Below are 15,035 nucleotides of genomic sequence, written 5' to 3' on the forward strand. Positions count from 1 at the left end.
GCCGCGAGCGCGGCCGGGGGCGCCGGCTACCAGCCGCAGGACTGGCCGGCGGTCTGCTTGCGCAGCCAGGCGCGCAGCGGCGCGAAGTACTCGAGCATCGCCGACGCGTCCGCCTGGCGCGAGCCGGTCAGCGCCTCGTACGCGTCCGGCCACGGCTTCGACGCGCCCATGGCCAGCATGGCCTCGAGCTTCTTGCCGGCCGCCTTCGAGCCGTAGATCGAGCACTCGTGCAGCGGGCCCTTCCAGCCGGCGGCCTCGCACAGCGCCTTGTGGAACTGGAACTGGTACACGTGCGCGAGGAAGTAGCGCGTGTAGGGCACGTTCGCGGGCACGTGGTACTTCGCGCCCGGGTCGAAGTCCGCCTCGCTGCGCGAGACCGGCGCGTCCACGCCCTGGTACTTGCGGCGCAGCTCCCACCAGGCGGCGTTGTAGCGCGACGGCGGCGTCTTGCCGGAGAACACGTCCCAGCGCCACTGGTCGATGAGCTTGCCGAACGGCAGGAACGCGACCTTCTCGAGCGCCCGCTTCATCTGCACGTTCACCACGCCCTTCTCGTCCTTCGGCACGGTCTGGATCAGGCCGACCTGCTTCAGGTAGCCGGGGGTGATGGACAGCGCGATGGCGTCGCCGATGGCCTCGTGGAAGCCGTCGTTCGCGCCGTTCTGGAACAGCACCGGCAGGTGCACGTAGGCGCGCTGGTAGAAGTTGTGCCCCAGCTCGTGGTGGATGGTGACGAGGTCCTCCTCGGTCGGCCGGATGCACATCTTGATGCGCAGGTCGGCGGAGTAGGTCACGTCCCAGGCGCTGGCGTGGCACACCACGTCGCGGTCGCGCGGCTTCGTGAACTGCGAGCGCTCCCAGAACGTCTTCGGGAGCGGCTCGAAGCCCAGCGAGGTGAAGAACGCCTCGCCCAGCTTCACCATCTTGATCGGGTCCGTCTTCTGCCGGCGCAGCGCCGCGTCCACGTCGAGCGACGGCTGCCCGTGGTACGGCTCGACCAGCGGGTAGAGGTTGGCCCAGTCCTGCGCCCACATGTTGCCGAGCAGGTGCGCCGGGATGGGCTTGCCGTCCGGCACCCGCGCCTTGCCGTACGCCCGCTGCAGCTTGCTGCGGACGTAGCAGTGCAGCTCCTCGTAGAACGGCTTCACCTGCGCCCAGAGCCGGTCGGTGTCGGCCTCGAACGCGTCCGGCGGCATGTCGTAGCCGCTGCGCCACAGGTCGCCGAGATCGCGGAAGCCGATCTCGCGCGCGCCCGCGTTGGAGATCGTCACCATCCGCTCGTAGAGCGGACGCATGTCGCGCGAGATGGTGTGCCAGCCGGTCCAGGCGTCGAGCAGCGCGTCGTAGTCGCGGCTCTTCGCCATCACCTGCTCGAGGTCCTGCAGGTCGCGGCACTTCTCTGCCCCGCGCGCCGCGCTGCCGGGCGCGCCGCACCACTTGCCCTTGCCGTACATGCCCTCGAGCTTCGCCGCCAGCTGCGCCAGCTCGGCGCGCTGCGCGGCGTCGCTCGGCGCCGGCAGCGGCGAGGCGATGCGCAGCAGCATCAGCATGCGCTCGGTGTCCGGGTCGGCGCCGACGCCCTGGAACCGGACCGCGCCGCGGATGGCGTCGGTCAGGTACGCCATCTGGTCCTCGTTGAGGGCCGCGGCGTTCCGCTCGGTGTCGTCGGTGATGTACGTGGACTTGATCCACTCCGCGGTGGACCAGCGGATCCAGAGCTTCTTGAGCTCCGCGTTGGCCTCGCCCACGAACGCCTTCGCGTCGGCGGCGGTGGGCTTCGCGGCGGCTGCGGCCTGCGGGGGGGCCGCCGGCGCGGAGGGCGCGGCGGCGAGGAGGACGGCTGCGAGCTGCAAGACCGGGAGTGTCGTCATGCGCGCGGATCCTAGGACGGGGTCGGCGATCCCGCCAGCGCGGTGGGACCGGACCGTTCCTGAGACGCGAGCGCGCCGGACGTGACCGCCGGGGGCACCCCCGCGACGGGCGCGGGGCGCCGCGCCCGGGGTCGGGCCGCGGACTAGTGAGCCTGCCCGCCGCCGCGGCGGTCGTTCGCGAAGCTCCCCGCGAACGCGCGCGGCTCCTCCTGCACCCGGAACAGCGGGCACTTCTCGCAGGACCAGCTGTCCCAGTCGAGCTTCACCGCGACGTCGAGGCACGCGTCGTAGTGGAAGCAGTACAGGTTCCGGTGGCCGGAGACCGTGGTCTCGGAGCGGATGAGCGCGGCGAGCGGGGTCGGATTGGGCTGGGTGTGCACGCTGGAGGTCTCCCGGATGGCTGCTCGGGTCGGAAACAGGCAAGCGCCGTCGCCATTCCCACTTTCGGCGTCGTGTGAGCCCGAACGTGAGCCTTGACCACACGAGGGGGAAGCCCCCTCCGGGTCGCACCCGGCACGCCTCGCCCATCGAGGTCTGCTATGACGGACGGTTGCAGCCGCCCGCCCGTCCGCCGCGCTCCGTCAGGGATTCGCTCTCGGCGCGACCGGCGGTTCCGCGCCCCCGCGAGCGCGGCCTCGCGCCGCACCGGAGCCCCCATGTCCACCGCCGAGCCGTGCACTGCTTGTGAACTCCTCCTGGGCCGCGGCCGCGTGCCCGGCGGGCTGCTGCGCCGCGAGGGCGGCTTCGCGCTGCACGCGCTCGCCGACGCGTCGCCCATCCCCGGCTGGCTGGTGCTCACCAGCGAGCGCCACGCGCGCGCCTGGTACGACCTCGCGCCCGCCGAGCTCGCCGCCCTCGGGCCGCTCGCCGCGCGGGTGATGAACGCGCAGCGCGCCGTCCTCGGCGCCGAGCACGTGTACGCGTTCGCGATCGGCGACGCGCTCCGCCACTTCCACCTGCACCTCGTCCCGCGCGCCGCCTCCACCCCGGAGCGCCTGCGCGGCCGCCGCTGCTTCGAGGGCCGGCCGGAGGACATGCTGGGCGAGGACGCGCTGGCCGCCGCGGCGCGCGCGGTGGCCGCCGCGCTGTGAGCCGGCCCGCGCCTCAGGATCGCCGCGCCTCGGGCACGAGCGGGAGGAGCCCCTCCCGGAAGCTCGGGTAGGCGAGCGTCACGCCGAGCGCGGCGCGCGTCCGCTCGGAGAGGACGCGCCGGTCCGGGCCCGGCGGCGCCACCGTGGCGCGGGCCGGCTCGACGCCGATCCGGTCCGCGATCCAGCGCACCACCTCGCGCCGCCGCGCCGGCGCCGCGTCGCTGCCGTGGTAGACCGCCCCCGGCGCGCCGCGGGCGATGGCGGCGAGCACGAACGACACCGCGTCGTCGAGGTGGCAGAAGTTCATCCAGGCCTGCTCCCCCGCCCCGAGCGCGAGGCGCCCGCTCCGCACCCGCTCCACGATGCCGGCCCGGCCGGGCCCGTACAGGCCGGACAGGCGCACCACGCACGCCTGGAGCCCCGCCGCGCCCGCCGCCTGGATGGCCCGCTCCGCCTCCGCCAGCACCTCGGCCGTCGGGCCGAGCGGCATCGGCGGGCTGGACTCGTCCACGTCCAGGCCGTCGCTCTGGCCGAGCACGCCGGTCGAGCCGGTGTAGACGAGCCGCGCGCCGCAGCGGCGGGCGTGGGCGAGCAGCGCCCGGTTCGCGTCCAGGTAGGCGGCGCGGTACGCCTCGGGCGTGTCGGAGGTCGCCGACTGGCAGGCGACCACCGCGTCCACCGCCGGGAGCCGCTCCTCCGCGCCGGGCGCGGCGAGATCCAGGGCGAGCGGCGCGATGCCGGTCGCGGCCAGCGCCGCCGCCCGGGCCGGGTCGCGGCGGATCCCCGTCACGCGCCTTCCCTCGAACAGCAGCCGCCTCGCGATCGCCGAGCCGAGCCAGCCGCACCCCGCCACCAGCACGTGCATGCGTCACCTCTCCGGGGGATCATCCCACCGCCGGGCCCGGCCGCGAAACGCGGGCGGTGCGCGGCGGCGCGGCCTGCGTCATTATGTCGTCTCGACCCTCGGTTCGCCGTTCCGCCGCGGGGGTGAGGAGCCATCATGGCCGGCGCCTGGACGATCCGATCGACCGTGGAGCTTCGCGGCGGCGTGCGCATGCCCGTCCTCGGGCTGGGCGTGTGGCAGTCGCCGCCCGGCGACGAGACGCGCAACGCGGTGCTCGCCGCGCTGCGGCTCGGGTACCGGCTGGTGGACACCGCCCGCGCCTACCGGAACGAGGAGGACGTGGGCGCGGCCATCCGCGAGAGCGGCGTGCCCCGCGACGAGGTCTTCGTCACCACCAAGCTCTGGAACTCCGACCACGGCTACGACTCGACCCTGCGCGCCTGCGACGAGAGCCTGCGCCGGCTCGGGCTCGACCGGCTCGACCTGTACCTCATCCACTGGCCGGTCCCGAAGCTGCGCGGCGAGACGTGGCGGGCCATGGAGCGGCTCCTCGCCGACGGGAAGGCCCGGGCCATCGGCGTGTCGAACTACACGGTGCGTCACCTGGACGAGCTGCTGGCCTCGGCGAACGAGCCGCCCTCGGTGAACCAGGTCGAGCTGCACCCGTTCCTGCTCCAGCGCGAGCTGGTGGACCACTGCAAGGCGAAGGGCATCCAGGTGGAGGCGTACGGGCCGCTGGTGCGCGGGCACAAGATGGAGAACCCGGTGCTGCAGCGGGTCGCGCACCGGGTCGGGCGCACGCCGGCGCAGGTGCTCGTCCGCTGGGGCATCGAGCACGGCCTGGTGACCATCCCGAAGTCGGTGCACGAGCACCGGATCCGCGAGAACGCCGACGTGTTCGGGTTCTCGCTGTCGCCGGCGGACCTCGCCGCGCTCGACGGGCTCGACGAGGGCTACCGGACGAGCTGGGACCCCACCGACGCGCCCTGACGGCCGCGGCGCGCCGCCCGCGCTCACGCGCGCAGCGCGGCGGCCACGATCGCCCTCGCCTCCTCCAGGATGCGCTCGAGGTGGGCCGCGTCGCGGAAGCTCTCCGCGTAGATCTTGTAGACGTCCTCGGTGCCGGACGGCCGCGCCGCGAACCAGCCCTGCTCCGTCGTCACCTTGAGCCCGCCGATGGCCGCGCCGTTCCCCGGGGCGCGCGTCAGCCGCGCGGTGATGGCGTCGCCGGCGAGCGTGGTGGCCGCGACCGCCTCCGGCGAGAGCCTGCCCAGGATGGCCTTCTCGGCGGGCGTCGCCGGCGCGTCCACGCGCGCGTAGACCGGCGCGCCGAGGTCGGCGGCGAGCGCGCGGTACCGCTCGGCGGGATCGCGCCCGCTGCGGGCGCGGATCTCCACCGCCAGCAGGTCCATCACGATCCCGTCCTTGTCGGTCGTCCAGGGGCTCCCGTCGCGCCGCAGGAACGTCGCCCCGGCGCTCTCCTCCCCGCCGAAGCCCAGGCTGCCGTCGAGCAGGCCCGGCACGAACCACTTGAAGCCGACCGGGACCTCCACCAGCCGCCGCCCGAGCCGCCGCGCGACCCGGTCGATGAGCGCCGACGAGACCAGCGTCTTGCCCACGCCCGCCGCCGCCGGCCACCCGTCGCGGTGCGCGAACAGCCAGTCGATCGCGACCGCCAGGTAGTGGTTCGGGTTCATCAGGCCGCCGGACGGCGTCACGATGCCGTGGCGGTCGGAGTCGGCGTCGTTGCCGAAGGCGAGGTCGAACCGGTCCTTCAGCGCGACCAGGTTGGCCATGGCGTACGGCGACGAGCAGTCCATGCGGATCTTCCCGTCGTGGTCGAGCGGCATGAAGCCGAACGTCGGGTCCACCACCGGGTTCGTCACCACGAGGTCGAGCCCGTAGGCCTCGGCGATGGCGCCCCAGTAGTGCGCGTTCGAGCCGCCCAGCGGATCCACGCCCACCCGGAGCGGCGCGCCGCGCGCGGCGTCCAGGTCCACCGCCGCGGCGAGGTCCTGCACGTACGGCCGCACGTAGTCGCGCTCGCGCACCGTGGCGGCCCGCCGCGCCCGCTCCCACGGGACGCGCCGCACCTCGCGGTTGCCGTCCGCGAGCAGCGCGTTCGCGCGCGCCTCGATGGCCGCGGTCACGGCGGTGTCCGCCGGGCCGCCGTCGGGCGGGTTGTACTTGATGCCGCCGTCCTCGGGCGGGTTGTGCGACGGCGTGATCACGATCCCGTCCGCCAGCCCCGCGGTCCGCCCGCGGTTCGCCGTGAGGATGGCGTGCGAGATGACCGGGGTGGGGACGGGCGCCCCGCCCTGCGAGAGCACCACCTCGACGCCGTTCGCGGCGAGCACCTCCAGCGCGGTGCGCTCCGCCGGCTCGGACAGCGCGTGCGTGTCGCGCCCCAGGAACAGGGGACCGGTCACCCCGGCGCGGGCGCGGTGCTCGCAGACGGCCTGCGTCACCGCGAGGATGTGCGCCTCGTTGAAGCTCCGGCGCAGCGAGGAGCCGCGGTGGCCCGAGGTGCCGAACGCGACCCGCTGGGCGGGGACGGACGGGTCGGGCGCGTCCGAGGCGTAGCGGCGGAGCAGGTCGGGGACGTCCACCAGCGCGTCGCGCGGCGCGGGCTTTCCGGCGAGGGGATGTGCCATGGAAGGATCCTGGCACGCCCCCGGCCCTTGTCACGACCTCGTGCGGGCCCGACAATGCGCGGGATGCCCGCGCTCGCCCTCGCCGCCCTCCTCGCGCTCGGCGCCGCCCCGACCGCCGCCCCGGCCGGCTTCCAGGCGCTCGAGCCCGGGCTGGAGCTGGGCCAGTTCGACGGCCCGCCCGGCGTCGCGGGCGACGGGAAGATCGTGGTGGTGCGCATCGACCCGGCCCGCTTCGAGCTGCGGCTCCTGAACGCCTCCGCGCCCAGCCACGGCGGGCTGCTCACCGCGCGCGCCTGGGCGGAGCGGGCCGGCGCGTCGGCCGCGATCAACGCGAGCATGTACCAGGAGGACTTCCGCACCAGCGTCTCGCTCATGCGGACCCGCGAGCACGTGAACCAGCGGCGCGTCTCGCGCGACCGCACCGTGCTCGCGTTCGACCCGCTGGAGCGCGGCCTCCCCGCGGTGCGGATGATCGACCGCGACTGCGAAGACCTCGACGGCGCCCTGCGCGGCTACGGCGCGGCGGTGCAGTCGATCCGGATGGTCTCCTGCCAGCGCAAGAACGTCTGGGCCCCGTCGGCGCGCCGGACCTCCGCCGCGGCCGTCGGCGTGGACGGCAAGGGGCGCGTGCTGTTCATCCACGCGCGGAGCGCCTGGCCGGTGCACGAGCTGGTCAACGCGCTGCTCGCGCTGCCGCTCGACCTGCGGCAGGCGATGTACGTCGAGGGCGGCCCGGAGGCGCAGCTGTTCGTGCGCGGCGGCGGGCGCGAGCTGGAGCGGGTGGGCGCGTTCGAGGCGGCGCCGGCGGCCGACAACCGAGACGCCTGGCCGGTGCCGAACGTGATCGCGGCCGTGCGCCGGCGCTAGCGGGCGCGGCCCCGCCACGCCCGGCGAGCCCCGCGGCGTCCGCCCCGACGTGGGCCCGCCCCCGGCGCGGCGCTTCCCCCGGGCGGCACGGGCCCCCACCGTGCGCCGCGATGCGGCCGACCGCGCGGAACCTCGCCCCCCTGCTCGCCGTCCTGTGCGCCCCGCCCGCCCTGCTCGCGGGGTGCGGCCACGCGGAGCCGCGCCCGCGGGCGGCCGCGCAGGACCGCGACGGGCTCTCCGCCCTGTGGAGCTACTACCGGTACACCCACGTGCAGGGCGGACGGGTGGCGGCGCTCGACGAGGGCGGCGTCACCACCTCGGAGGGCCAGGGCTACGCCATGCTCCGCGCGGTGTGGATGGACGACCGCGCCACGCTGGACGCGGTCTGGCGCTGGACGCGCGAGAACCTGGCGGTGCGCGAGGATCGGCTGCTGGCGTGGCGCTGGCTGGACGGCAAGGTCAAGGACCGCAACGCCGCCACCGACGCGGACCAGGACGTGGCCCTCGCGCTGGTGCTCGCGTCCCGCCGCTTCGGCGACCCGCGCTACCTCGAGGCGGCGCGCCCGCTGCTCGCCGACATCTGGGCGCGCGAGGTGATCCGCGCCGGCGGCCGCTGGCTCCCCACCGGCGGCAACTGGGCGCCCGCGGAGCGCTACCCCACCCTCCACGTCGCCTACCTCGCGCCGTACGCCTACCAGGTGTTCGCCGACGTCGATCCGGAGCGGCCCTGGGCCGAGCTGGTCGAGTCGAGCTACCAGGTGCTGCGGTTCCTGATGATCGAGAAGGGCCTGGCGCTCCCGCCCGAGCGCATCTGGGTGGACCCGCGCACCGGCGAGCTGCTGCTGGCGCGCCCGGGCGGGCAGCCGGACGCGTTCGGCTACGACGCGGTGCCCGTCTACTGGCGCGTGGCGCTCGACGCGCGCTGGTTCGGGCGGCGAGGCGAGGCGGAGCTGCGCGCCCGGCTGCTCCGCTTCCCGGCCGAGGCGTTCCGCGACGAGGGGCGCCTGCGCGAGCGGTACACGACCTCGGGCCGCCCCCTCTCCGAGCTGGACGGGCTCCCCCACCTCGCCTCGGTGCAGGCGCTCGCGCAGCTCGAGGATCCCGAGCTGGCGCGCGCCATGCGGGCGTCGAAGCTGGACGCGCTGTTCGACCGGGCCCTCTCCGGCGAGGCGACGCCCTACTACCTCCACAACTGGCTCTGGTTCGGGCGCGCCCTGGAGGCCGGGCTCCTGCGCCGCTTCGACGAGCCGCTCGCGTTCCTCTCCTCGCTGGACTGGGGCGCGTTCCGCGACCGCTTCCCGCTGCTCCCGGTCGCGCTGGCGGTCGTGCTCGCGCCGCTCGCGCGGCGGCTCTGGCCGGCGCGGGCGGCGCTGGTGGCGCTCGCGCTCGGCCTGTCGATCCGGTACCTCGCCTGGCGCGCCGGCTCGACGCTCAACTTCGTCGAGCCGCTCGGCCCCGCCCTCTCGCTGGCGCTCCTCGCCGCGGAGGCGTACGCGCTCTCCACCGTCGCGCTCCTCGTGGTGCAGGTCGGGCTCCGCCACCGCGCCCGCCCGCCCGAGCCGCCGCTCGGGGCCGGCGAGCCGCACCCGTCGGTGGACGTGATGGTGCCCATCTACTCCGAGCCGCTCGACATCCTCGACAAGACGCTCGCCGCCTGCGCCGCCCTGCGCTACCCGCGGAAGACCATCGTGGTCTGCGACGACTCGCACCGCGAGGAGGTGGCCCGGCTCGCGGCCGAGCACGGCGCCCGCTACCTGGCCGGCCCGCGCCGGCACGCCAAGGCCGGCAACCTGAACGCCGCGCTGGCCCGGACCGACGGCGAGCTGGTGGTGGTGTTCGACACCGACCACGTGCCCACCGCCGCGTTCCTGGAGCGGACCGTGCCGTGCTTCCGCGACCCGCGGCTCGGCGTGGTCCAGACCCCGCACCACTTCTACAACCCCGACGTCTTCCAGCGCGCGCTCGGCGCGCCGGCCTCGGTGCCGAACGAGGCGGACCTGTTCAACCACGCCATCCAGGGCGGGCGGGACCGCTGGGGCGGGGCGTTCTTCGTGGGCAGCGGCGCGGTGTTCCGCCGCGAGGCGCTCGCCTCGGTGGGCGGCTTCCACCTGCTCTCCATCACCGAGGACATCCACACCAGCCAGAAGCTGCACGCGGGGGGCTGGCGCACGCGCTTCGTGGACGAGGACCTCGCCGCCGGGCTCTCCGCCGAGGACCTGGCGAGCTACGTGGTGCAGCGGCGGCGCTGGATGCTCGGCTGCCTGCAGATCTTCTTCCGCGACAACCCGCTGCTCCAGCGCGGGCTGCCGCTGCGCCACCGCCTCGGCTACCTCGCCTCGCTCTGGTACTTCTTCTTCCCGCTGGCCCGGCTGGTGTTCTTCGCCACGCCGCTCGCGTACCTCCTGTTCCACCTGCACCCGCTGTTCGCCGAGCTGCCGGTGCTGCTCGCCTACCTCGTCCCGCACCTGGTCGCCGCGCCGCTCGCGGCGTCCGCGCTGGTGCCGGGCTGGCCGCGGCTGCTCTGGGGCGGCCTGTACGAGGGCGCGGTGGCGTTCCCGCTGGCGCGCGCCACGCTCGACCTGCTCCTGCCGAGGCGGCTCGGCTTCAAGGTGACGCCCAAGGGCGTGCGCTCCGAGCGGCGCCGCTTCGACCTGCGCACCTCGGCGTTCACGCTCGCCGCCGCGGCGGTCGGGCTCCTCGCCATCGCCAAGGGCGCGGCGGAGCTGTGGGCGTTCGGCATCGAGGTCGAGGCGTACGCGTTCAACCTGGCCTGGGCGGGCGCGAACCTGGTCTCGGTGCTGCTCGCGCTGCTCGTCGCCTGGGAGCGCCCGCAGCGGCGCGAGGACGAGCGGATCCGGCGGCGCGTGCCGGTGCGGCTGGAGGCGCCGGGGCTGTCGCTCGAGGCGAGCACGCTCGACCTCGCCCGCGGCGGGGCCGCGGTGGCGCTGCCGCCCGGCGCCGCGCTGCCGGCCGAGGTCGAGGTGACGTTCGACGGGCCCGAGGGGCTCCGCCTCCGCGCGCGCGTCGCCTACGTCGAGCCGGTGGACGGGGCGCCGCGCGCCGGGCTCGCGTTCCAGGGCGTCGGCGCGGCCGAGGCGCGCGCGCTGGTCCGGATCGCGTTCTCGGCCGACGGGGCGCACGCGGGCGCGCACGACGGGCGCAGCCGGTGGCAGGCGGCCATGGCCTGGCACCTGCTCGCCGGGCTGTGGCGGGCGGTCCGGCCGCTCCGCCCGCGGCGGCGCCTCGGGGCGCGGCGCCGGACGCTGCGCCCGCTCCGGCTGTGCGGCGCGGGGCGCGCCTGCCGGGCCCTCGCGGTGGACGCGTCGGCGGGGGGGCTGGGGCTCGTCGCGGCCGGCGCGAGGGGTGCGATCCCCGCGCCGGGCACGGCGCTGGCGCTGCTCGCCCCGGAGGGGATCGGCTGGGCCCGCGTGGTCCACGCACGGCGCATCCTCCCGGGCCTGTGGCGGCTGGGGCTGGCGCTCCAGGCGGAGCCCGTCCCGGGCGCCGAGCCGCATGCCTACCTTGCTGCCTGACGACCTGACGCTCGAGGGGAGTCCCGCCCGATGATCCGAACCCTCCGCGCCGCCGCGCTCGCGGCCGCGCTCGCGCTGCCCGCCGCCGCCCGGCCCGCCGGGATCTCCGAGGCCTGGTACCTCGCGCGCGGGCGCGCCAACCTGCGCATCGGCAACTGCGCCGCCGCGGTGGAGGCCTACCGCAAGGCGCTCGCCGAGAACCCGCGCGGCCGCGAGGCGTCGCGCGGCGTGGCGCTGGCGCTGCTCCAGAACGGCGACACCGACCTCGCGGTCGCGGAGCTGGACCGCCACCTGGCGCGGTTCCCCGACGACGCGGAGCTGGCGTTCCGGCAGGCCGGGCTGCTGCAGTGGTCGCGCTACGCCTACCGCTCGAGGGACGCGGTGCGCTACCTGCGCATGGGCCTGGCGGTGCGGGACGATCCCGCCCGGCGGCGCGAGCTGGCGCGGCTGCTGGCGCGCGAGCGCGCCGCGCTGGGCGAGGCGCTCGCCGAGTACGACCGGCTGCTCGCGGCGGCCCCGGACGACCGGACGCTCCGCGACGAGCGGCTGCGGCTGCTGCTCTGGGATCCGGCGCGGCGCGAGGCGGCGGTCGAGGAGCTGCGCCGCCGCCGGCGCGAGGCGCCCGGCGACGCGGCCGCGACCCGCGCGCTGGCCGGGCTGCTCGCCGCCGACGCGCGCACCGCCGGCGAGGCGGTGGGCCTGTACGACGAGCTGCTCGGGCGCCGGCCCGACGACGCGGAGCTGGCGCTGGGTCGTGCGCGGGCGCTCTCGAAGGCCGGGCGGCGCGCCGAGGCGCGCGACGCGTACGCGCGGGCGATCGCGCTCCGCCCGTCGGCCGAGGCGCGCCTGGAGCGGGCCGAGCTGCTCGCGGCCGACCCGGCCACCCGCGGCGAGGCCCGCGCCGAGTACCAGGCGGTGCTGCGGGCCGAGCCGCGCTCGCGGCGCGCGCGGCTCGGGCTGGCGCGCGTGCTCGGCGCCCGCAAGGAGACGAGCGGCGAGGCCATCGCCGCTTACGAGACGGTGCTCGCCTCGGCGCCGCAGGACGCCGAGGCGCACCGCGGGCTGGCGCAGGCGTACGCGTGGAACGGCGACCCCGACCGCGCGCTGGCCCACGGGGACCTGGCCGGCCGCTACGGCCCGGCCCGGCCCGAGCTGGCGGCGCTGGAGCGCGACCTGCGCCGCGGGCGCGAGCCGGCGGCGGGCGGCCTGGCGCGGGCGCTGGCGCAGACGGGCGGGGACTTCGCGATCTCGTCGGCCGGCGCGTTCGCCACCGGCCGCACCGACCCGACGCCGTTCACGACCGGCGCGGTGGAGGCCGGCGCCGCGGCGCACCGCGGCCCGGACGGCGCGCGCGCCGAGGGCGCGCAGGTGCGCGTCACCGGCCGCTGGCGCCCCGACCCGGCCTGGCGCCTCGACGCGGCGGGCGGGTGGGACGGCGCGCGGCGCGCCGGCCAGGGCTTCCAGGGCGCGCTCGGGCTCGAGGCGACGCTCGGGGCGGCCACCCTGGCGGCCTCCGTCTCGCGCGCGCCGCGCCTGGACTCCTTCCGCGCCTACGCCGGCGAGCTCGTGGACGGGCGCGTCGTCGGCGCCGCCTCCGAGACCGTCGCCGCGCTGCGGGTGGCGCTCGCCGGCCGGGACCTCCGGGGCGAGCTGTCGGCGCGGGCGGGGACCGTGTCCGGCGCCGGCTTCCGCTCCACGCTCCTCGCCGGCGTCGCCGCGCGCGCCGATCGCGTGCTGGCCCGGCCCGGCGGCTTCGAGCTGGCCGCCGGCGGCGCGGTCGAGGCGGTGCACCACGCCCGCGATCTCTCCGGCGACGGGCCGGTGCCCGACCCGGCCGCCCCGCGCCTCTTCTCGCCCCCGCTGCACGCCACCGCCTCGCCGCGCCTCTCGCTGGCGCGCGACGACGGCCTGGCCGGGCGCCTCGTCCTCGACGCCGGCCCGGCCGTGCAGCTCACCACCGGCGCGCGCGGCGCGGTCCGCGCCGGCGGCGACGCCCGCGCCGCGGTGCTCCGCCGGATCGGGCGGCTCCAGCTCTCCGCCGAGGCCCGCTACGGCCGGCTCGCCTCGGTGCACGCCGCGTTCAGCGGCGCGGTCGGGGCGGAGATCCTCTTTCCGTGAACACCGTCCCGCCGCTCCCCGCGCCGGGGTCCGCGCCCCGCGCCTCGGCGGTCCCCGCGCCCGCCGCGCCGGGGCGGCCGGTCCCGCCCCGCGCGCCCGCGGCCGCCGCGGCGCTCGACGCGCCGCGCCCGGCGGCGGAGCCCCTGCGGGCGCTGGCGGAGGTGCTGGCGGCGCGCCCCGAGGGCGCGGCGCGGCTGGCGATCGCGCGCGGCCTGGCCGCCGCGGTGGCGGCGCTGCACGCGGAGGGGCGCGTCCACGGGGCGCTGCACCCGGGCACCGTCCGGATCGCGCCGGGCGGCGCGGTGGCGCTCGGGGCGCGCGGCGCGGCGCGCCCGGGGCTCGGGCCGGGCGCGCCGGTCGAGCCCGCCGGCTTCGCGGCGCCGGAGGTCCTCCGCGGCGCGCGCGCCGGACGCCGCGCCGACGTGTTCTCCACCGCCGCGCTGGTGCAGGCGATCCTCTGCGGCGCGCCGCCGTTCGACGCGCCGACCGCGCTCGAGGCCGCCCACCGCGTCCTGTACCGGCCGCCCGCACCGCCCGGCCCGGAGGTGCCGCCCGCGCTGGAGGACGCGATCGCGGCCGCGCTCGCGAAGCCGCGCTGGCGCCGGCCGGGCAGCGTCCTGGCGCTGTGCGCCGCGCTGGCGGCGCCGGCCTCGGCCCCGGCGCCCGCGCCGGCGCCGGCGCCGAACGCGTGGGACGGCGCGCTCGACCGCGCGCGCTCGGCGCTCGCCTCGCTCGTCGCCGCGGCCGCCGTCCGGCGCGCACCCGCGCTCGGCGCCGCCGCCCTCCGCGCCCTGGAACGGCTCCGGCCCCTGGTCGCGGCCGCCCGCGTTCGCCTGCCCGCCTCGCGCCGGGGCCGCGCCGTGCTCGCGGTCGCGCTCCTCGCCCTCGCCGGCCTCCTCGCCGTCCCGCGCGGCGAGGCGGACCTCGCCGCCGGCGTGGCGGCGCGCCTGGCGGCCGGCGACGCCGCCGGCGCGCGCGCCCTCCTCGACGAGGCCGAGCGCGCCGGCCGGCGCGGGCCGCTCCTCGACAAGCTCCGCGGCGACGTGGCTTGCGCCCGCCGCGCCTCCGGCGAGTGCCTGCGGCGCTACCGGCTGGCGCTCGCCGCCGACCCCGCGCTGCGGACCGACCCGGTGATCCGCGAGAACGCGCGCCGGCTGCTCGGGGCCGACGGCTGCGGAACCCGCCGCGCCGCCGCCGAGCTGATCGGCGAGCTGCGCGACCCGGAGGCGCTGCCGGCGCTGCGCGCGGCGCGCGGCCGCGGCGGGCTGCTGGCGTACTTCTGCACCGGCGACTCCATCGACCGCGCCATCCGCGAGGTCCGCGCCGACGCGCGCCCGTGAGGGCTCAGGGGAACGCGCGCCGGGCGCTCACGGCCCGTCGCTCCGGCGCGCCACCCACCCGTGGATGAGGACGCTCTGGAAGCACCGGAGCGGCGCGTCGAAGCCGCCCGCCGCGACGAGGGCGGCGACCTCGTCCGGCGGGAGCACCGCCACCTGCTCCGCGAACGTCTCGGGCATCCGCGCGACCTGCTCCGCCGGCACGCCCGCGTGCAGCCAGGCCCGCCCCCACAGCGCGGCCAGGCCGCCCGACAGCGACGGCGCGGCCAGGTCGGCCACCACCAGCGGCGCCCCGGGCCGCAGGCGATTGGCGATGGCGCGGAAGAACGCCTGCCGCGCCGCGCGATCGACCAGGAACTGCGACACGAGCAGCGCCGTCGCGCCGTCGTGGTCGCCCGCCGCGCCGGGGAGGTCACCGACGGTGCCCACGTGGAACTGGCACCGGTCGGCGACCCCGGCGGCCTCCGCCCGCGCCCGGCAGCGGCGGAGCATCGGCTCCGAGGTATCGACCGCGGTGAAGCGCCACCCCGGGAACGCCGCCGCGAGGTACAGCAGCTCCGCCCCGGTGCCCGCGCCGGCGCACAGGATGCGGGCGTCGGCGGGCAGCGCGTCGAGCGCGATCCGCGTCACCAGGTGCAGCGCGTCGCGAAACGGGGCGAGCGCGGCGAACTGCGCGTCGTAGGAGGCCGCGTGCGACTCGTCGAAGGGTTTCGGCATGGT

General features: G+C 77.5%; 11 protein-coding genes. 6 read left to right on the forward strand and 5 right to left on the reverse strand.

Features of this window, described 5'->3' with window-relative positions; translation table 11 throughout:
* Positions 1 to 26 precede the first annotated feature (26 nt).
* Entirely contained in the window at positions 27 to 1,871 is a 1,845-nt protein-coding gene (locus ADEH_RS10505; protein ID WP_011421076.1) for a M2 family metallopeptidase, read from the reverse strand.
* A 143-nt stretch (positions 1,872 to 2,014) separates the two neighbouring features.
* Positions 2,015 to 2,251 (reverse strand): hypothetical protein, encoded by a 237-nt coding sequence (locus ADEH_RS10510; protein WP_011421077.1) that lies wholly within the window; start codon positions 2,249 to 2,251, stop codon positions 2,015 to 2,017.
* A 276-nt stretch (positions 2,252 to 2,527) separates the two neighbouring features.
* Between ADEH_RS10510 and ADEH_RS10515 the strand changes: the two genes are divergently transcribed.
* Positions 2,528 to 2,962 (forward strand): HIT family protein, encoded by a 435-nt coding sequence (locus ADEH_RS10515; RefSeq protein WP_041453482.1) that lies wholly within the window; start codon positions 2,528 to 2,530, stop codon positions 2,960 to 2,962.
* Positions 2,963 to 2,975: 13 nt separating this feature from the next.
* On the opposite strand, the gene ADEH_RS10520 is transcribed toward ADEH_RS10515, so the two are convergent.
* Positions 2,976 to 3,827, reverse strand: coding sequence for an NAD-dependent epimerase/dehydratase family protein (locus ADEH_RS10520; protein ID WP_011421079.1), 852 nt, complete (start codon positions 3,825 to 3,827; stop codon positions 2,976 to 2,978).
* 135 nt (positions 3,828 to 3,962) lie between these two features.
* Between ADEH_RS10520 and ADEH_RS10525 the strand changes: the two genes are divergently transcribed.
* Positions 3,963 to 4,796 carry an aldo/keto reductase gene (locus ADEH_RS10525; protein ID WP_011421080.1) on the forward strand — a complete coding sequence of 278 codons (834 nt, stop codon included), beginning with the start codon at positions 3,963 to 3,965 and terminating at the stop codon, positions 4,794 to 4,796.
* A gap of 23 nt (positions 4,797 to 4,819) precedes the next feature.
* Here ADEH_RS10525 and pgm read toward each other — a convergent pair whose 3' ends face one another.
* The gene (gene pgm / locus ADEH_RS10530) at positions 4,820 to 6,460 is read right to left on the reverse strand and encodes a phosphoglucomutase (alpha-D-glucose-1,6-bisphosphate-dependent) (RefSeq protein WP_011421081.1); all 1,641 of its coding nucleotides are present in this window, start codon (positions 6,458 to 6,460) and stop codon (positions 4,820 to 4,822) included.
* 63 nt (positions 6,461 to 6,523) lie between these two features.
* On the opposite strand from pgm, the gene ADEH_RS10535 reads away from it, so the two are divergent.
* The 4 genes from ADEH_RS10535 (at position 6,524) to ADEH_RS10550 (ending at position 14,318) form a co-directional block, all read left to right on the forward strand.
* On the forward strand, positions 6,524 to 7,327 hold the full coding sequence (locus ADEH_RS10535; protein ID WP_232287471.1) for a phosphodiester glycosidase family protein: 804 nt from the start codon (positions 6,524 to 6,526) through the stop codon (positions 7,325 to 7,327).
* Positions 7,328 to 7,437: 110 nt separating this feature from the next.
* Complete coding sequence (locus ADEH_RS10540) at positions 7,438 to 10,860, forward strand: glycosyl hydrolase family 8 (RefSeq protein ID WP_011421083.1); 3,423 nt, start codon at positions 7,438 to 7,440, stop codon at positions 10,858 to 10,860.
* Positions 10,861 to 10,890: 30 nt separating this feature from the next.
* Positions 10,891 to 12,978 carry a tetratricopeptide repeat protein gene (locus ADEH_RS10545; RefSeq protein WP_011421084.1) on the forward strand — a complete coding sequence of 696 codons (2,088 nt, stop codon included), beginning with the start codon at positions 10,891 to 10,893 and terminating at the stop codon, positions 12,976 to 12,978.
* Entirely contained in the window at positions 12,975 to 14,318 is a 1,344-nt protein-coding gene (locus tag ADEH_RS10550; RefSeq protein ID WP_011421085.1) for a serine/threonine protein kinase, read from the forward strand. The genes ADEH_RS10545 and ADEH_RS10550 overlap by 4 nt, the downstream gene beginning before the upstream one ends.
* Positions 14,319 to 14,345: 27 nt before the next feature.
* Here the strand turns inward: ADEH_RS10550 and ADEH_RS10555 are convergent, their stop codons facing one another.
* Complete coding sequence (locus tag ADEH_RS10555) at positions 14,346 to 15,032, reverse strand: class I SAM-dependent methyltransferase (protein ID WP_011421086.1); 687 nt, start codon at positions 15,030 to 15,032, stop codon at positions 14,346 to 14,348.
* Positions 15,033 to 15,035 lie beyond the last annotated feature (3 nt).

The organism is Anaeromyxobacter dehalogenans 2CP-C (assembly GCF_000013385.1).
Classification (GTDB): Bacteria; Myxococcota; Myxococcia; order Myxococcales; family Anaeromyxobacteraceae; genus Anaeromyxobacter; species Anaeromyxobacter dehalogenans_B.